Origin of the sequence: Arsukibacterium sp. MJ3 (assembly GCF_000987765.1) — a bacterium.
Classification (GTDB): Bacteria; Pseudomonadota; Gammaproteobacteria; order Enterobacterales; family Alteromonadaceae; genus Alishewanella.
On record NZ_LAHP01000001.1, the window covers coordinates 124,406 to 141,737 of the forward strand.

Consider the following 17,332-nt stretch of genomic DNA (forward strand, 5'->3'; position numbering starts at 1 on the left):
TTAACTCGCCAAAGATTGTTTTAAGTAAACTGCAGCACCCAGCAAGCCTGGCTGAGGTGCAGTAACGATAAAAGTGGCGATTTGGCGATTAAATGCGCTAAACCGACCTTTTGCTTCAAAACGGCTTCTAAATTCGCTTTCTGCCAATAATGGCAATAATCTAGGGGCAATGCCTCCTGCCACATAAACGCCACCGAAAGTACTTAGGGTTAGCGCTAAATCGCCGGCAATACTGCCTAAACTAGCAAAAAACTGCGCTACAGTCGCTTTGGCTAAATCAGAGCTGCCCGCTAAAGCCTGGCTGCCAATTTCACCCGCTGACAGCGGTAGCACATCTAGCTGGCGAAATAATGCCAGCCCACGGTAAATAGCTTCTAAGCCCGGACCTGACAATAAACGCTCGGGTGAAACGTGGCCATATTCTTTGGCCAGCATTTGCTGAATAAACCATTCTTGCTCGGTTTGAGCAGCCCAATCAACATGGCCGCCTTCCCCCGGCAATGGCACAAACTGGCCATTACATTGAAGTAAATGCGCAACGCCAAGACCCGTACCCGCCCCCAGCACCGCCATAGGCTTGGTAAGTTGTACTTTGCCCTGGCCTATCTGCACTTTGTCGTTTTCACCCAGTGCCGGCAAGCACATTGCTACCGCGGTAAAATCGTTCATTACCAGTAAGCGGGTTAACCCAAGCTGACGTTGCATGGCATTAATTGAAAAATGCCAGTGAAAATTAGTCATACTGACTTCATCATTTGTTACTGGACAAGCAATGGCAATGGCGACATGTTTTAATGCCGTTAATTGTTGCTCAAGTTGGTAATGCTGCAGGGCGTCTGCCAAACTCGCAAACGTTGCGCAGGCATACACAGCAACTTTATCCAAATGCAGGCTGGTTAAATTTACTCGACTAAAACGGGCATTGGTACCGCCAATATCAGCCACTATGGCATAATTAACCCGCTCAGCCATGCAGATGCTCCTCAGTAACGAATAAGCTGCAGGCCCCTTGCTCAGCGCCGGTTAATTGACCTCTTAAGGCACCAAGCATTTCTCTTCCCATACCATAAACGTTATGACTTAAATCACAGGTAACTTGTGCTCTGGCGTTAAATTCAGTCGCGTCAACCAGTACTTCAAGTTTGCCAGTAGTACCATCAACCAGCATCATATCGCCGGTTTGAATGCGGCCAATACCACCGCCATCAACTGCTTCAGGCGTAACATGAATAGCCGCGGGCACCTTACCTGAGGCGCCAGACATTCTGCCGTCAGTCACCAGCGCTACTTTAAAGCCTCGGTCTTGCAATACGCCAAGTGGTGGCGTTAATTTGTGCAGTTCTGGCATACCACAGGCTTTAGGCCCTTGAAAACGTACCACAACAATACAGTCTTTATTCAAATTGCCGGCTTTAAAAGCAGCATCCAACTCATGCTGGCTGTCAAATACCACTGCCGGTGCTTTAATTATCTCGGTCCCTTCACGCAGGGCTGACGTTTTTAAAATAGCCCGGCCAATATTGCCCGACAACACCTCTAAGCCACCATGTGCTTTGAACGGTTTAGCAACCGTAGCCAGCACCGTAGTATCCAGTGACTCTGCTGGTGCATCAACCCAGTGTAATTTACCATTTTTTAACAGTGGCAGCTGGGTATAACGGCGCAGCCCCGGTCCGGCAATCGTCTGTACATCCTCATGCAACAAGCCGGCATCCAGCAATTCCCTAATCAACAACGCCATACCGCCTGCATGTTGAAAATGGTTAATGTCGGCTTCGCCATTGGGATAAATTCGGGTTAGTAATGGTGTTGCGGCAGATAATTCGGCAAAGTCATCCCAGTTAACGATATAACCGGCCGACCGTGCTATTGCAACCAAATGCATGGTGTGGTTGGTAGAGCCGCCTGTGGCGAGCAAGCCCACAATGCCGTTAACCAGCGATTTAGCGTCAATCAGCTTGCCTATGGGTAAATAGTTATCACCCAGTTGGGTAAGCCGGGTGATCTGGCGCGACACAGCTTTGGTTAGCTCTTCACGCAGCGCACTACCCGGATTAACAAAAGACGCACCGGGTAAATGCAAGCCCATCATTTCAACCACTAATTGATTTGAGTTGGCGGTACCATAAAAAGTACAGGTGCCAGCAGAATGATAAGACGCTGACTCGGCTTCCAATAATTCTTCTTTGCCTACTTTGCCTTCAGCAAAGAGCTGACGTACCCTGGCTTTCTCTTTATTAGGAATACCAGAAGGCATAGGACCGGCTGGCACAAAAGCAAAGGGTAAATGGCCAAAACTTAATGCGGCCATCAATAAACCCGGGACAATTTTGTCACAAATGCCCAGCATCAGCCCACCGTCAAACATATTATGAGATAACCCCACAGCGGCAGACATGGCAATAATATCTCGGCTAAGTAAGCTTAGTTCCATGCCGGGCTGGCCTTGAGTAACACCGTCACACATTGCCGGTACACCACCAGCAAACTGCGCCACACTGCCTACCTCATTAACCGCTTGCTTTATCAGTGTCGGATAGCTTTCATAGGGTTGATGTGCTGACAACATATCGTTATAAGATGAAATAATACCGATATTGGCTTTAATTAAGCTGCGCAGATCAGCCTTGTCTTCTTTATTGCAGGCGGCAAAACCATGCGCCAGATTCCCGCAGCTTAATACGCCACGATGAGGGCCAGATTGCCCCGCTTCCGCTATCCGCGCCAAATATATAGCACGGCATTTTTCGCTGCGGGCAATAATACGGTCGGTAACTCGTTGAATATCAGCATTCATAACGCTTCCTCTAATTAGCGGCATACATGACAGCCACATCAACATCTGACTGCTGTAAAAATGCCCGGATTGGCATGGTGGTCACATCGGAACCGGCTTGAGCTAGGCTTAATACCTCAAGCTTACTCTGCCCAACCAGATGTAAAAATAACTTACGGGTATGCAATAACCTCGGCAAACTCAGCGATATACGCTGATAAGGTGCCGTTGTTGGATTAACAATTAATACTGGAGCGGCATCCTTGGCTAATCCGGCAGAAAGCTCTTTACTACACGGAAATAGCGACGCGGTATGACCATCTTCACCCATTCCTAGGATCACCGCATCAAACTGAGGCAGCGCAACAAGTCTTGGCAAAATAGTGTCAATCGCCAGCTCGGCAGTAGCTGCCTCGGCATATAAACTGATAAAAGTGGCAAGCGCCGCATTACCTTGCAGTAAATTGGCTTTTACTAAACGCTCATTACTGTCAGCAGAACCTGGCGCAACGAAGCGCTCATCGGCGAGTAAAACGGTTACTTTTTGCCAGTCTAGCGCGGCTGTGGCTAATGTATGAAATAAGCCGGTCGGTGTGCGACCGCCGGAAACCACCAGATAAGCCTGACCGCGATTAGTAATGGCTTCGGTTAAAATAGTAGCCAGTTGCTTAGCAAAGTCATGGTTTAACGCGGTAGTGTCAGTAAATTGATGCAGCTGCATTGTGGATAATCCTGTTTATTCGTCCCAGTTACGTTCGTCACGGGCTAGCAAGGAAATAGACGCCACCGGCCCCCAGGTACCAGACTGATAGGTTTTCGCCGGCTCATTGTTATTTTTCCAAGCATTTAAAATACCATCAACCCATTGCCAGGCCTGCTCTACTTCATCGCGGCGCACGAACAAGTACTGATTACCCAACATCGCCTCTAATAACAAGCGCTCGTAGGCATCGGCAATACGTTGTGATTTAAACGTTTCGTCGAAGCTTAAATCCAGTTTACTTTGTTGCAGGCGCATGTGTTCACCCAGCCCGGGGATTTTGTTCATTACCTGAATTTCAACACCTTCATCTGGCTGTAGTCGGATGATCAGTTTATTTGCGGGTAATTCATTGTAGGTTTCATGAAAAATATTGTGTGGTTGCGGTTTAAAGCAAATAACCACTTCGCTGTGTTTTTTCGGCATACGTTTGCCTGTCCGCAAATAAAACGGCACACCAGCCCAGCGCCAATTATCAATATCTACTTTAATTGCCACAAAGGTTTCAGTGCGGCTACCGGCACGGGCACCTTCTTCTTCCAGATAACCGGGCACTTGTTTACCGCTGACAAAACCACTGGCATATTGGCCGCGCACTGTTTTTTCCTGAACATTACTGCTGTCAATACGCCGCAGTGCTTTTAATACTTTAAGTTTTTCATCCCGGATACTGTCAGCATCCAGGCGGGCTGGTGGCTCCATGGCAATTAACGATAACACCTGCAATAAATGGTTTTGTACCATGTCACGCATTTGACCGGCATCATCGTAATAACTCCAACGCCCTTCTACCCCAACTTCTTCCGCCACGGTAATTTGCACATGATCTATAGCGTTATGATCCCAATTCGACGCAAAAATAGCATTGGCAAAACGCAACGCTAATAAATTCAGTACCGTTTCTTTACCAAGATAATGATCAATACGATAAATCTGACATTCTTTAAAATGTTCTGCCACATGATCATTAATAACAATAGATGACGCTAAGTTATGGCCAATAGGTTTTTCCAATACCACACGCGAAGGCTCTGCGGCCAAACCTGCTGTGGCTAAGCCTTTACATAAGTCACCAAACAATGCAGGCGGTGTGGCGAAGTAGCTTACCGTGGTGCGCTTACCAGGGTCGACCAATTCACTGAGCTTTTTATAATCATTGGTTTGGGTGAGATCAAGTTGCACATACAGCAATTTAGCCGCAAGTTGCTGCCAAACCGTTTCATCTAACGTTTCTTTTTTTAAAAAAGTGGTCAGATTAGTTTTAACCATCTCAGTGTAGCTGCTGTTATCCATGTTATCGCGGGCTACGCCAATAATACGGGAGTCCGCAGCCAGTAAACCAGCTTTCTCTAATTGATAGAGTGCCGGGAGTAATTTACGACGCGCTAAATCACCTTTAGTACCGAATAAAATTAAATCACAGGCATTGTTCTGAGCATGTTGTGCTGTGGTTGTCATGTCTGACCCTTGCAATATTGTGTAATTTTACAACAATTAACGCATAGTAACGCGCGAAATAGTCGCTGTAAACCCGATTTGTTGTAATTTAATTACAAGACAACTTATATTTTGACTACTCTTACATATTAAGGCAGCCTTAGCCAAGTAATTACAGTTTTGTGGTAAATTTAATACTGTTTTGTTGTTTAACTTGGTGTATAACCACACAAGCAACAACGGTAATAGACTTTAGGTGCCAGCTTAACAACTTATAACATCAGGAATTATTTGATGAACGTACTGGAAAAAATTGTGAGTAGCGCAACGAGCTTTAGCAAATCTGAGCGTAAAGTTGCCGATATTATTCTGGCTAATCCGCAGATCACCATTCACAGTAGTATAGCAGCACTGGCTAAAATGGCGGATGTAAGCGAACCAACAGTTAATCGGTTTTGTCGCCGGCTCGACACCAAAGGTTTTCCTGATTTTAAATTACATTTAGCGCAAAGTCTGGCTAATGGCACCCCCTATGTTAACCGACACGTTGAAGAAGACGATGGTCCGGAGGCTTACACGGCAAAAATTTTTGAGTCTACCATGGCGGCACTCGATACGGCGCGCCAACGGGTCGATATTAATATGATTAACCGCGCGGTTGATGTTCTTACTCAAGCAAAAAAAATCTCATTTTTTGGTTTAGGCGCTTCCGCCTCGGTGGCGCATGATGCGCAAAATAAATTTTTCCGTTTTAACGTTCCGGTAGTATGTTTTGATGACATTGTTATGCAAAGAATGTCAGCCATTAACAGCTCTGATGGTGATGTAGTGGTGTGTATAAGCCACACTGGCCGCACTAAAAATTTGTGTGACATCGCAGCAATAGCACGGGAAAACGATGCTACAGTCATTGGCATAACCGCTTATGACAGCCCATTAGCGCGTGAGTGCACCTTGGTATTATCATTGGATGTACCAGAAGATACCGATATGTACATGCCGATGGCGTCCAGAGTCGCTCAGTTGGTGTTAATTGATATTCTGGCCACCGGTTTTACCTTACGCCGTGGCAGTAAATTCCGGGAAAATCTGAAAAAAGTCAAAGACAGCCTTCGCGGTTCCCGTTTTGAAAAGAAAGACTTCACTAATTAATCAGCCTAATTAAACGGCGTAGTCTCATTACAGCTTAGCTAACAGCACCTACCTATCGTTTATGACAATAATGTCGCTGTATTCTGTAATTAAATTACATTACACTTAACTATATGTTCGATCCGCGTTCAACAGCAGGAGCATCTGATGCCAAGAAGAACCAAAATTGTCGCCACCCTCGGCCCCGCAACCAATACTCAACTCTCTATTGAAAAACTGATCAGTGCTGGTGCCACCGTCTTCAGGCTTAATTTTTCGCATGGCAGTGCAGATGACCATCGTGAGCGAGCGAAGATGGTGCGGGCGGCAGCCGCTAAGTTGGGTGAACATGTTGCCATACTGGGTGACTTACAAGGCCCGAAAATTCGTGTCTCTACCTTTAAAGAAGGTACGGTACTATTAGCTGAGGGCCAGCAATTTGTATTAGACGCGAGTCTGGCGAAGGGCGAAGGTGATCACCACCAGGTGGGTATTGATTACAAAGCACTGCCGCAAGATGTAAGCGCCGGTGATTTGTTGCTGCTGGACGATGGCAGGATCCAGTTATACGTAGAAAAGGTAGAAGGTGACAGAGTTTATACCAAGGTTACTGTCGGCGGTAAGTTGAGTAACAATAAAGGTATTAACCGCCAGGGAGGTGGTTTAACTGCCCCTGCCCTGACTGAAAAAGATAAAGCCGATATTATTACCGCCGCTGAAATTGATGTTGATTTTTTAGCCGTGTCTTTCCCGCGCTGCGGCGATGATATGCGCTTGGCGCGGCAATTGGCCCAAGCTGCCGGCTCCGAAGCACGGTTAATGGCAAAAATAGAACGTGCTGAAGCGGTCGCTGACAATGCCACACTGGATGATATAATCCTCGCCTCTGATGCTGTAATGGTTGCACGGGGTGATTTAGGTGTAGAAATTGGTGATGCCGAGCTGGTTGGCCAGCAAAAACGTATTATTGCCCGCTCACGTCAGCTTAATCGGGTGGTAATAACCGCAACCCAAATGATGGAAAGCATGATTGAAAGCCCAATGCCAACTCGGGCTGAAGTAATGGATGTAGCAAACGCCGTGCTAGATGGCACTGATGCGGTTATGTTGTCAGCAGAAACGGCTGCAGGTAAGTACCCGACTGAAACGGTTATAGCCATGGCCCGGGTATGTGATGGCGCAGAAAAGCACCCCAGCGTGCAAATATCAAAACACCGGATGGACGTAGCCTTTACTGAAATTAGCGAAACCATCGCGTTATCGGCTATGTATGCGGCTAATCATTTAGCCGATATTAAAGCTATTATTACCTTAACAGAATCGGGTTATACGGCAAAACTAATGTCGCGTATAACGTCGCCGCAGCCTATTTATGCGCTGTCAAGACACAGCAAAACACTAAATAAAATGGCGCTTTATCGTGGTGTTTATCCGGCGTTTTTTGATAGCACAGCCTTAGTAGAACAATCACTGGCCGATGCTGCTATAAATGCCATTCGTAGCCAAGCCGGCTTAAAAAGTGGTGATCTGGTGATAATGACCCATGGTGATGTAATGGAAACTATCGGTGCCTCTAACACCTGTAAAATTGTTCAGGTTAAATAAGTTTAAACAAGCCTACTTTAAATATTAAAATAGCAACAAAAAAGGGCCTCAGGCCCTTTTTTGTTGCTATTAACCTCATTTAAAACACATCACGTTGTAATTTACGCACCCGACGTGCAGCACGATACTGCACAAACTGCGGCGCTAACGCAGTTAGCGCCGAACCGGTTACCACCATTAGCGCGCCAAACCAAGACCAGATATTTAATTGTTGTGGTACTAAAAAATCAGGAAACAACCACCCCGTTATATTTGCAAACAAAATAGTAAACAACGGCGTAAGCGCCAAAACTGCACTTACTTTAGACGCTTCCCAGTGATGCAATGCTTCGGCAAAAGCGCCATAGGCCACCACCGTATTTAAACAGCAAAAAACCAACAGTGCCCAGTGCAAATTCGTCATAGTAAGAAAGGGGGTAAAATCAGCAACCGGCATAAAACAAATCGTACCCGCAACATACAGCAAGTACATAATTTGTTTAGAGCTGAAATTAACTAATAACTGTTTTTGCGCTAGCGCATAGGCCGCCCAGGTAATTCCGGCGGCGATAATTAATAAAACCCCCATGGTTTCACTGCCTGCCTGTGTTACCAGATCAACCAGTCGCTCGTTAAAAAACAGCAATAAGCCACCCAGCAAGGTAAACGCACCTATTTTTTGCCATAACAAGAGTCTTTCTTTAAAAATAACAATGCCACCCAGCATCATTAAAAACGGTGCCAGTTGAATAACAACTTGGCCAGTCTCAGCATTCAGATAATTTAAACCGCTTAAAAACATAATGTAGTTCGACAATAAACCGACAATGGCAATCAGCATTAATCTCGCGACTTTAGCGTTATACAGCAGTTTTAATGCCGGCAATTTGCCACGGGCCGCCAACCATAGTCCAACAATAAGGGCTGCGGCTAAAAACCGAATGGCAGTAATGGTATTAGCTGACATAATAACCAGCAAACTTTTCAGGGCTATGGGTAATATGCCCCATAACACGGCAGTAGTTAATGCCAGCAGCAATCCTATCAGACTTTTTCCGGTAATTTGATGCATAAGCTAGGGTTATCCTCAGACTGTCGATTGCCGACAGTTTAACAAACGTTATTGTGGCTTATTTACCGCATCACTGTCGCGTACATTGTTAAACTTTGCGACAAATCAAGTGCTTTCGCTGTTCAATCACTATACTAAGCAAGCTACGGGGCACCATCAATATGGGGTATATCATGAGCAGGATTAAACGCTTAGCAGTATTAACATCGGGTGGCGATGCGCCAGGAATGAATGCCTGTATCCGGGCTATCCAGTTAACCGCCAGTGCTTGTAATATCGAGGTAATTGGCTTTATGCACGGTTTTAATGGCTTGCTGGAGCAAGAGTATCTGATGCTACATGAACAGCATGTCAATAATATTATTCAGCGCGGCGGTACTATTCTCAAAAGCGCCCGTTGTCCTGCGCTGGAGCAAGCAGGTGGGCCAGCTAAGGCGGCAACTGTATTGCAACAGCTTAATATTGACGCACTGATTATTATTGGAGGCGATGGCAGTTTTCGTGGTGCCATGGCTATTAGCCAACATTATCATGGCCAATTAATGGGCGTACCAGGCACTATTGATAACGATGTGGATGGAACTGACAATACCATTGGTTTTGCTACTGCTATTGATACAGCACTAGACGCTATTGATAAAATACGGGATACCGCCGATGCTTTTGAGCGCATGTTTTTAATTGAATTAATGGGACGCCACAGTGGTTACTTAAGCCTGGCAGCCGGAATAGCGGCAGGCGCAGAGCAAATTATTTGCCCCGAATTTGGCCCGTTAAGCCCGGATAATTTAAAACACCTTATTATCCCAATGCAACACGCTCAATTATTGAGCGCAAAAGCCAGTTACTTAATCGTAGTGGCTGAAAACAGCTACCCTGGTGGCACTACGGCTTTGGCTGATGACCTAACCAAGGCCAGCGGCATTGAATGTCGTGCCTGTATTTTGGGGCATATTCAGCGGGGAGGTAGCCCGGTTGGCGCTGATCGTATTTTGGCTACCAAACTGGGCGCTTATGCGGTTGAACAATTATTGCAAGGGGCAAGCCTGATGATGGCAGGTGAAATTAATGGTCAGGCCGGTTTGTATCCGCTGAAAAAAACCGGCGACAGGACCAAAGCTATTGATCCCTTTCTAGTGCGCTGGCAACAACAAATAGGCAGCTTTTAAGCTGCCAGCGTTATTTAGTGGCTAAAAACCTGTTTAACCCTGTCCTTATAGCTGCGGCTTACTTTAACAGCCTGACCATTGGTGAGCATCAGCTGATGCTCACCATTAGACAACATTTGCAGTTTAGCAATGGTATGAACATTAACAATGGCAGAGCGATGCACTCGAACAAATAACTTTGGATCCAATTCTTGTTCAAGTTCTTTCATAGTACGGCGTAAAATATGGGTTTGACGGTCTTTAGTATGAATACACATGTAATCACCGGCCGCATCAACCCAATCTATCTCTGCTACCGGAACCCGGGTTATTTCGCCGCTGTCTTTAATACTAATCGCTTCAGGGTAACGATCATTTACCACCGGCTCTGATTTATCAAGCCGCTGTAAAATATTACCGGCTTCATCCCCGGTTAGCTTTGCTACTGCTGCGGCTAACTGGCCTTTATGTTTTTGACTGTCGGCTGCAGCATGAAATTTTAACACCTTATTTACTGCTGCAGTTAAGCGTTCAGGTGCCACCGGTTTTAACACATAATCTAATGCATTTACTTCAAAGGCATTAAACGCATAATGATCGTAAGCTGTCACAAAAACAATATAAGGTAGACGAACCTGTTTTTGCTGTAAGGTTTTTAACACCGCAAAGCCGTCCATTCCCGGCATCTCGACATCGAGAAACACGACATCAGGCTTTAATTCCAGAATACGTTTTACGGCTTCATCACCATTACTACACTCAGCCACCACGTCAAGTTCTGCAAAAGCAGCCAATCGTACCAACATGCCTTTGCGCGCCAGTGGCTCATCATCTACTACTATTACTTTCAACATGGTTTGCTTCCACTTGCTCTAGCTGTAAAGGGATCCTAATGTTGACTTTTAGCCCCTTGGGCTCGTTGTGCGTCAGCACCAGGGCAAAATCATTATCGTAAAGTGCTGCCAGGCGCTCTTTCGTGTTAACTAAACCTACCCCGCTGGCGTTATTCTTCGGAATACCGTCACTTATTGGCATACCAGGGCCATTATCTGATACTTCTAACAGTAAATCGTGACCGAATTTTTTCGCGGTTATAACAATAGCGCCGCCATTAACCTGGCTTGCTACCGCGTATTTAATCGCATTTTCAATTAATGGTTGCAGAATTAAACTGGGCACTAATGCCCGCTCAGTGCCTGATTCAATATCAAATGCAATAGATAACCGCTCGGAAAACCTGACTTTTTCAATCTCAAGATATAATTTCGCGGCATAAAGTTCTTGCTCTAGCGGTACCCGGTTTATCGGGTCTTTATAAAGCGAGTAGCGTAAAAAATCGCTTAACCGGGTAACCATTTTGTTGGCGGTGTCAGTTTCGTTAATCAGTACCAGCGTCGAGATTGCATTTAAGGTATTAAACAAAAAATGCGGATTAAGTTGATACCGTAACATCTTTAATTGCGCTTCATGGGCTTTGTTGGTTGCCGTCAGTGACTTCTGCTTTTCCAGTTGCAAGGTCTGATAGTATTTAATACCAAAATACAAACCGCTCCAGCTTAACATAACGTAAAATGCTACCGGTGTATCTTTAATATACTGCAACCATTCGTCCGGGCGATAACCGTGACGATATATTTCCCAGTAATTAAAATTTCTTACGCTAGTCCATATGGCGGCGATCAATAACGCTAATACGAATATTAACAGGATCATCCGCCAGGGTTGCCAAAACCAAATTCGCTGATAGATGTAACGTAGTGGAATAGTAATTAGCCAGCCCGCATAGGCATCTAATGCCACGACAATTAAATAGGCGTCACGCGTTTCCTGTACCAGTGAACCTAAATAGTTAACAATGGCAAAGCCTAGCCACCCCAGACTATGCAGGATCCAAAATTGGCGGTTTCTATCTTCAAACAGTTTATACAAGGAAATAACCCGGGTTATGGCTGTTTGCCGATTATAACCAACAAGCCGCTTAAAACCTTCACACTTAAACTGATTTCAGCAGACATTAATCGCAATTAAGCAGTATTGCGGCTAATGCCAGCATAATTAGAAATCTGCAAGCACCGGTGTAGGTTTACGATCGGCGCCTAAAGCAACAAAAGTAAAATTACCCGAAATAGCTTTATGTTGATCGTCGTGATACATATCTTCGACAAAAATATCGACGTGTACCTTAATACTTGTGCGTCCAACCTGTTCAATTTTGGCAACAAGCTCAATAATTGTACCGGCGGGGATCGACTCTTTAAAATCAACCCGATCTGAACACACCGTAACCAGGGGTTTACGACAAAACCGGGTTGCCGCGATAAAAGCCGCTTCATCCATCCAGGCTAAGGCTTCCCCACCAAACAAGGTATTGTGATGGTTGGTTCGTCCCGGAAACACAGTTTTGGTTACCCGGGTAACGGCGTGAGCCATTCGTTTGGCTATCAGGGCTTCACTGGGTGGCGCGTTTGACATAAGCTACTCGCTGTTAAGAGATATAAAAAGAGTTTCACAGGCCGTCAGTGCGCACGGTGGCCCTTATTATAACAGCCCTTATCACGCTATCGGTATTTACATCTGCTAAAATTGGCCCAAATAATGATCGTACCTAAATAGTGAACACGGTGGTGGGCTTAATCGCCCATAGCGGCAAATTCCCCCTTATGGAGGTGTAATGAACGTAGTCAGTTACCAGTTAAAAATACACGATGTGGCCAGCCATCAAATTGAAATTAGCTTAACCTTTATGCCACGTTACAATGTTCATCAGCTAAGCATGCCAGCCTGGATCCCCGGCAGCTATATGATCCGCGATTTTGCCAAACACTTGCTGGCGATTAGCGCTACTGATGCTACCGGCCCACTGTTGCTAGAGCAACAAGATAAACAACGCTGGCAACTGCAATGCCGGCAACAGCTTGTTACGGTAACTTACTTTGTGTATGCGTTTGATATGTCGGTGCGCGCTGCCTATATTGACGATGAACTTGCCGTGCTAAACCCCGCGGCACTCTGCCTGGCGGTAAGTGATTTAACCGCCCTTCCCCAGCAAATTGTGTTACCAAAACCAGCGGCAGTTGAGGCAAAAAAATGGCGAGTGGCAACGTCTTTAACCGCGGTTAATGGCACACTGGCACTGGGTTTTGGTACTTATCAAGCGGCGGATTACGACGCTTTAATTGACAGCCCCATTCTGGCTGGCATTTTCAGCGTGCAGCAATTTAAAATTAATACAGTACCGCATTATCTGGTGGTAACCGGTGATAATTTAGCTGACTTAACGCGTTTTAGTAACGACTTACAGCGAGTTTGTCAGCAGCAGGTTAAGGTATTTAATGGCTTACCGACTGATTTAACGCAGTACTGGTTTTTATTATGGGTAACTGAGCAAGGTTATGGCGGCTTAGAACATCGGCAGTCAACCTTATTACTGTGTAACCGCTATGATTTACCGGCAACGGGTAGCAACGCGCCCGACGATAATTATCAGCAATTGCTGGCGCTGTGCAGCCATGAGTATTTTCATACCTGGTGGGTAAAGCGCTTAAAGCCAGCCGAGTTTAGCCCTTATCAGTTAGCTGCTGAACAATACAGTAGCCAGCTATGGCTGTACGAAGGCGTTACTTCTTACTTCGATGATCTTGCGCTGGTGCAAAGTGGGTTAATTAGCCCGCAGCGCTACCTTAGCTCACTTGAAAAAGTAATAAGCCGTGTTAACCGTAGCCCGTCTGATAGCCAGCAAAGCTTGGCAGAAAGCAGTTTTAATGCCTGGAGTAAATTTTATAAACAAGACGAAAATGCCATTAATGCCGTGGTAAGTTACTATGCCAAAGGCGCATTGCTGGCGTTATGTTTAGACGCATCGTTGCAAACGCAAGGCAGCTCGATGCAGCAACTTTGCCAGCATATGTATCAGCACTATTTAAGCAGCGGGACCAATGAGCAAAGCCTGTTCGATAGTCTGGAGGCTATGGGCTTTAGTGAGCTGGCTAATGTCACTGTTTCCTGGGTTAACCACAGCGCACCACTACCTTTGATTAACGCCGCTAACCAATTGGGGCTTTCACTTAGTTTTCGGCCAGCAGAAAATCATACCGACTTAAGTGGCCCGGCAACGGATAACAACAACAGCAATTTGCTACCGGCTAGCCTGGCCGCCGGGGTGAAACTGCAACAAGGGTTGCTGACGATTACTCAGGTTATTAATGGTGGTGCAGCGCACCTAGCCGGGATAATGGTTGGCGATCAGTTATTGGCACTTGCCGGCTGGAAAATCACTGAGCAAAGCCTGCAGCCGCTGTTACAACGATTACCCACCGGATCGGTACAGCCACTAACGCTTTACCGTAAAGACCGTTTGCTAACGCTTCAATTACCCATTCAGGTTGCTGAGCCAAAAATTGCCAACCTGCGCATTATTGATGGCAATAAAGCCAGTAAATGGTTACAACAACCGCTGGTTATTCCGTTAATAGCAATTGCGGATCAAGTCGTTCCTGCAGCCAGTTAATCCGCCAGTCAAGATGGGGGCCGGTAACCCGGCCACTGGCCCCTACTTCTGCCACTTTGTCACCTTGTCGCAGCTGCTGGCCAACACTGACATTAATAACATGTAAATGCATCAGGGTTGATGTCACGCCCATGCCATGGTCAATAATTAAGGTCAGGCCAGAAAAATATAAATCTTCGGCCAGTAACACTTCGCCATCCCAAGGCGCCAGCACAGGTGCACCAACGGGCGCTGCAATATCTAAACCAAAATGCGGGTTACGCGGTTCGCCATTAAATACCCGTTGGCTGCCATATACGCCAGAAACGCGGCCTTCGGCTGGCCGTAGTGGCGCACTAAAAATAGCGGTATTAGCGGTTAAGGTATTACGTACAGCTTGTACTTTGCGGGTATCATTTTTAATGCGCTCTGTCACTTCTGCCGGGGGGGTTACATACTTTTGCGCTACCCCGCTAATACGCTGAATATCGTACTGGCGGGCACTAAATGTCAGCGGCATAACGTTGCGACTGGCATCGGTTTTAACAATAGTCAGTTGGTGGTTAAGCGCGGCATCACGGCCGATGCCAAAAACAAAGCGCCCCTCTGGGGTAATGCTAAGTGGCTGGTTATTAAACCATACTTTAGCCCCAGCGGGCGCTTTACCCCGGATTAAGCTACCCTGGGTAAGCTTACCACTTAGCAATATCTCTTCAGCTGCCTGCACCACCAGCACAGTAGCCATGCTACTGCTGAGCAATAGCGCCTTTAGCCACACCTTCATATGCTACTACCTTATAGGTTTTACTGTTATCCATTGCCTTAAGTTCGCTGGCAATATAATCGGCCAAACATTCTACAGTGCTGTCACAAGGCACAATTTCACAATGACGCTGCGGGATCACTAATTCAAACCATCCTTGGCTAGCCTGGTAGCGGAAACAATAAGCATCGGCCTGGCCAGCAAGTTGTTGCAATGCCGAACTGTCACATAGATCAGTTGCACTTCCTAAATAAATATCATGCCAACGTTCACTCCACTGTTTGTTAAGCCGTGGTGATAACATGCCATCGACATACAGTTGAATAGTCGAACGATGGCCATGGGCAATACGCTGACAATTACCATCGTGTTTTTTCAAACCATGGCTGTAGTGATAATAAAACCCATTGCTGGCTTCCGGGCGCAACGTCAGAACTAGCCGTTCCACATTGGCCGGTAACAAGGGTTTTATGTTTTCTTGCAGAAATTCGCTAACACTTTGCTCATTAATTTGCGTAGTGGCAATGCAGGCAAAAGCGTCAGCAGGTGAGGCTAAACTAATAGTGCCACGGTCACTGTTGTAGTGCACCACTGTAGCGGTGTCGGTAGCGCAGAGCGTTACTGCCTGGCAAGCTGTGGGTATAGCAAGTTTATGATCAACTAACTGATCTATAGCTTGTTTAATTACTTTTTTAACTTTGGCAAAATCGAATACCATGGCGGTATCATCTAAGCTACCATGCAGTTCGGCATCAACAATATAACTCTCGCCCACCATGCCGCGTTTCAGGTCCAGGTAGGAAAAATCAATCACCGTTAAGGAATTTACAAATAATATCATCTGATAGTCCAGGCTAAGGCTGTTACAACAAGGCCCTAAGTATACCTGTTCAGCACTCTGGCGTTAAGAGCAAGCGGTTGTATTTAGCGCTTATGTTCAGTTAACCAGCTGTTTAAAATACCCACCTGACCACACTTATGTGCAGCATACATCAACCGAATGGCATTACTAAGCAAGGTGCTGTCATTCCATTGGGTTTTTTGCTGGATCTCCTGATAACAGCTAAGTGCTTCAGGAGTTAAGTAGCCTCTAAGCTCTTTTTTGCCAGACTGTTGTTGGCGCTGCCGGTAGCGTTGTTGTTTTTCGGCATTACTCAGTGCTTGTTTATTGTCGCGGCTCATTGTTTTACTCATTACGTAGTTATTTATCGGGATAATAGTGCGTCGCTGCTACTCACCAGCGTGCCGAAAAAAACAGCAAACCGACAAATCGGACTTGTTTGGCGTACAAGTGTTCGCTAAAGTGGCGCAGCAATTAGAATAGGTTAAACATACATGACTAAGAATAGCTTTACAAAAGAAGATTTAATCGCTTGTGCAGCCGGTGAATTATTTGGTGAAGGTAACAGCCAGTTACCCTCTGATAACATGCTGATGATGGACCGAGTTCTTCATATTTCTGAAGAAGGTGGCTTGTATGGCAAAGGACAAATTATTGCCGAACTGGATATTAGCCCGGAACTTTGGTTTTTTGCTTGCCATTTTAAAGGCGATCCGGTAATGCCAGGCTGTCTGGGACTAGATGCTATGTGGCAATTGGTAGGTTTTTTTCTTGGCTGGTGTGGTGGCCCCGGTAAAGGCCGGGCATTGGGTGTGGGTGAGGTTAAATTTACCGGCCAAGTTTTACCCAGCGCTAAAAAAGTGACCTACACCATTAATATGAAGCGGGTAATTAAACGTAAATTATTTATGGGTATTGCCGATGGTATAGTTAGTGTTGATGGTCGTGACATTTATGCGGCTACCGATTTAAAAGTGGGTTTATTTCAAGATACCTCCAACTTTTAATCTAAGCTTAAAACAGCAAACCCCGGCCTAATGTCAGGGTTTGCTGTTTTTAAATAGCGTTGATTGAGGTTCCAGTTAAAGGCCTTTGTTAAATAAACCGACGTTTCGGTCTTCCATTGCTTCTCGCCAACCTCCAAGCCACTGCGAGCGGGCATCTAAATTCTGATAAGGGCAAATTTCTTTGGAGCGTCCGGTAACACCAGCACGATAACCTTGAGCATGAGCACGTTCCAGACGATCACGTTTTTGTCTTTTCATACGGCAGTCTTCCTCAACTTTTTTAATGGGTACAACTTTTTAATCGTTAATAGTACAACGCAATAATAA

The 17,332-nt window shown here is 45.8% G+C and carries 17 protein-coding genes; 5 read left to right on the forward strand and 12 right to left on the reverse strand.

All coding sequences use genetic code 11. The features are described from left to right. From VT06_RS00535 to zwf, 4 genes are read right to left on the reverse strand one after another with little or no spacing between them, the layout of a single operon-like run. Positions 1-972, reverse strand: a complete 972-nt coding sequence (locus VT06_RS00535) for a glucokinase (protein ID WP_046552311.1) — start codon at positions 970-972, stop codon at positions 1-3. Beyond that, positions 965-2,797 carry a phosphogluconate dehydratase gene (gene edd / locus VT06_RS00540; RefSeq protein WP_046552312.1) on the reverse strand — a complete coding sequence of 611 codons (1,833 nt, stop codon included), beginning with the start codon at positions 2,795-2,797 and terminating at the stop codon, positions 965-967. Before edd ends, VT06_RS00535 begins: the two co-directional genes overlap by 8 nt. Positions 2,798-2,807: 10 nt before the next feature. After that, a complete protein-coding gene (pgl, locus tag VT06_RS00545) occupies positions 2,808-3,497 on the reverse strand; it encodes a 6-phosphogluconolactonase (RefSeq protein ID WP_046552313.1) in 690 nt (229 codons plus the stop codon). 15 nt (positions 3,498-3,512) lie between these two features. Then, the gene (gene zwf, locus VT06_RS00550) at positions 3,513-4,994 is read right to left on the reverse strand and encodes a glucose-6-phosphate dehydrogenase (protein ID WP_046552314.1); all 1,482 of its coding nucleotides are present in this window, start codon (positions 4,992-4,994) and stop codon (positions 3,513-3,515) included. 273 nt (positions 4,995-5,267) lie between these two features. Between zwf and VT06_RS00555 the strand changes: the two genes are divergently transcribed. Then, positions 5,268-6,125 carry a MurR/RpiR family transcriptional regulator gene (locus VT06_RS00555; RefSeq protein ID WP_046552315.1) on the forward strand — a complete coding sequence of 286 codons (858 nt, stop codon included), beginning with the start codon at positions 5,268-5,270 and terminating at the stop codon, positions 6,123-6,125. Between the two features lie 147 nt (positions 6,126-6,272). Next, positions 6,273-7,709, forward strand: a complete 1,437-nt coding sequence (pyk, locus tag VT06_RS00560; RefSeq protein ID WP_046552316.1) for a pyruvate kinase — start codon at positions 6,273-6,275, stop codon at positions 7,707-7,709. Between the two features lie 79 nt (positions 7,710-7,788). On the opposite strand, the gene VT06_RS00565 is transcribed toward pyk, so the two are convergent. Beyond that, positions 7,789-8,760: a DMT family transporter gene (locus tag VT06_RS00565; protein WP_046552317.1), complete on the reverse strand. Its 972-nt coding sequence runs from the start codon at positions 8,758-8,760 to the stop codon at positions 7,789-7,791. Between the two features lie 173 nt (positions 8,761-8,933). On the opposite strand from VT06_RS00565, the gene VT06_RS00570 reads away from it, so the two are divergent. After that, positions 8,934-9,929 carry a 6-phosphofructokinase gene (locus VT06_RS00570; RefSeq protein WP_046552318.1) on the forward strand — a complete coding sequence of 332 codons (996 nt, stop codon included), beginning with the start codon at positions 8,934-8,936 and terminating at the stop codon, positions 9,927-9,929. Between the two features lie 14 nt (positions 9,930-9,943). On the opposite strand, the gene VT06_RS00575 is transcribed toward VT06_RS00570, so the two are convergent. From VT06_RS00575 to VT06_RS00585, 3 genes are all read right to left on the reverse strand, one after another. Then, a complete protein-coding gene (locus VT06_RS00575; protein ID WP_046552319.1) occupies positions 9,944-10,762 on the reverse strand; it encodes a LytTR family DNA-binding domain-containing protein in 819 nt (272 codons plus the stop codon). Next, positions 10,737-11,837 carry a sensor histidine kinase gene (locus VT06_RS00580; protein ID WP_046552320.1) on the reverse strand — a complete coding sequence of 367 codons (1,101 nt, stop codon included), beginning with the start codon at positions 11,835-11,837 and terminating at the stop codon, positions 10,737-10,739. Before VT06_RS00580 ends, VT06_RS00575 begins: the two co-directional genes overlap by 26 nt. A 126-nt stretch (positions 11,838-11,963) precedes the next feature. Then, positions 11,964-12,380 carry an acyl-CoA thioesterase gene (locus tag VT06_RS00585; protein ID WP_046552321.1) on the reverse strand — a complete coding sequence of 139 codons (417 nt, stop codon included), beginning with the start codon at positions 12,378-12,380 and terminating at the stop codon, positions 11,964-11,966. Positions 12,381-12,579: 199 nt separating this feature from the next. Here VT06_RS00585 and VT06_RS00590 point away from each other — a divergent pair, with 199 nt between their 5' ends. Continuing rightward, positions 12,580-14,415 carry a M61 family metallopeptidase gene (locus tag VT06_RS00590; protein ID WP_046552322.1) on the forward strand — a complete coding sequence of 612 codons (1,836 nt, stop codon included), beginning with the start codon at positions 12,580-12,582 and terminating at the stop codon, positions 14,413-14,415. Here VT06_RS00590 and VT06_RS00595 read toward each other — a convergent pair. The 3 genes from VT06_RS00595 to VT06_RS00605 all read right to left on the reverse strand — a co-directional run bounded on the left by VT06_RS00595 (position 14,366) and on the right by VT06_RS00605 (position 16,339). Then, a complete protein-coding gene (locus VT06_RS00595; protein WP_046552323.1) occupies positions 14,366-15,178 on the reverse strand; it encodes a M23 family metallopeptidase in 813 nt (270 codons plus the stop codon). The genes VT06_RS00590 and VT06_RS00595 overlap by 50 nt on opposite strands. Further along, a complete protein-coding gene (locus tag VT06_RS00600; protein WP_046552324.1) occupies positions 15,141-15,998 on the reverse strand; it encodes a 6-carboxytetrahydropterin synthase in 858 nt (285 codons plus the stop codon). Before VT06_RS00600 ends, VT06_RS00595 begins: the two co-directional genes overlap by 38 nt. Positions 15,999-16,081: 83 nt before the next feature. After that, positions 16,082-16,339, reverse strand: coding sequence for a hypothetical protein (locus VT06_RS00605; protein WP_046552476.1), 258 nt, complete (start codon positions 16,337-16,339; stop codon positions 16,082-16,084). 153 nt (positions 16,340-16,492) lie between these two features. Between VT06_RS00605 and fabA the strand changes: the two genes are divergently transcribed. Further along, entirely contained in the window at positions 16,493-17,005 is a 513-nt protein-coding gene (gene fabA / locus VT06_RS00610; RefSeq protein WP_046552325.1) for a bifunctional 3-hydroxydecanoyl-ACP dehydratase/trans-2-decenoyl-ACP isomerase, read from the forward strand. A 75-nt stretch (positions 17,006-17,080) separates the two neighbouring features. Here the strand turns inward: fabA and rmf are convergent, their stop codons facing one another. Beyond that, positions 17,081-17,263: a ribosome modulation factor gene (gene rmf / locus VT06_RS00615; RefSeq protein WP_019674311.1), complete on the reverse strand. Its 183-nt coding sequence runs from the start codon at positions 17,261-17,263 to the stop codon at positions 17,081-17,083. Positions 17,264-17,332: the final 69 nt, after the last annotated feature.

Excerpts from the sequence above, each read along its gene's own strand:
- VT06_RS00535 (WP_046552311.1), bottom strand. The coding sequence starts at position 972 with ATGGCTGAGCGGGTTAATTATGCCATAGTGGCTGATATTGGCGGTACC.
- edd (WP_046552312.1), bottom strand. The coding sequence starts at position 2,797 with ATGAATGCTGATATTCAACGAGTTACCGACCGTATTATTGCCCGCAGC.
- pgl (WP_046552313.1), bottom strand. The coding sequence starts at position 3,497 with ATGCAGCTGCATCAATTTACTGACACTACCGCGTTAAACCATGACTTT.
- zwf (WP_046552314.1), bottom strand. The coding sequence starts at position 4,994 with ATGACAACCACAGCACAACATGCTCAGAACAATGCCTGTGATTTAATT.
- VT06_RS00555 (WP_046552315.1), top strand. The coding sequence starts at position 5,268 with ATGAACGTACTGGAAAAAATTGTGAGTAGCGCAACGAGCTTTAGCAAA.
- pyk (WP_046552316.1), top strand. The coding sequence starts at position 6,273 with ATGCCAAGAAGAACCAAAATTGTCGCCACCCTCGGCCCCGCAACCAAT.
- VT06_RS00565 (WP_046552317.1), bottom strand. The coding sequence starts at position 8,760 with ATGCATCAAATTACCGGAAAAAGTCTGATAGGATTGCTGCTGGCATTA.
- VT06_RS00570 (WP_046552318.1), top strand. The coding sequence starts at position 8,934 with ATGAGCAGGATTAAACGCTTAGCAGTATTAACATCGGGTGGCGATGCG.
- VT06_RS00575 (WP_046552319.1), bottom strand. The coding sequence starts at position 10,762 with ATGTTGAAAGTAATAGTAGTAGATGATGAGCCACTGGCGCGCAAAGGC.
- VT06_RS00585 (WP_046552321.1), bottom strand. The coding sequence starts at position 12,380 with ATGTCAAACGCGCCACCCAGTGAAGCCCTGATAGCCAAACGAATGGCT.
- VT06_RS00590 (WP_046552322.1), top strand. The coding sequence starts at position 12,580 with ATGAACGTAGTCAGTTACCAGTTAAAAATACACGATGTGGCCAGCCAT.
- VT06_RS00595 (WP_046552323.1), bottom strand. The coding sequence starts at position 15,178 with ATGAAGGTGTGGCTAAAGGCGCTATTGCTCAGCAGTAGCATGGCTACT.
- VT06_RS00600 (WP_046552324.1), bottom strand. The coding sequence starts at position 15,998 with ATGATATTATTTGTAAATTCCTTAACGGTGATTGATTTTTCCTACCTG.
- VT06_RS00605 (WP_046552476.1), bottom strand. The coding sequence starts at position 16,339 with ATGAGCCGCGACAATAAACAAGCACTGAGTAATGCCGAAAAACAACAA.
- fabA (WP_046552325.1), top strand. The coding sequence starts at position 16,493 with ATGACTAAGAATAGCTTTACAAAAGAAGATTTAATCGCTTGTGCAGCC.
- rmf (WP_019674311.1), bottom strand. The coding sequence starts at position 17,263 with ATGAAAAGACAAAAACGTGATCGTCTGGAACGTGCTCATGCTCAAGGT.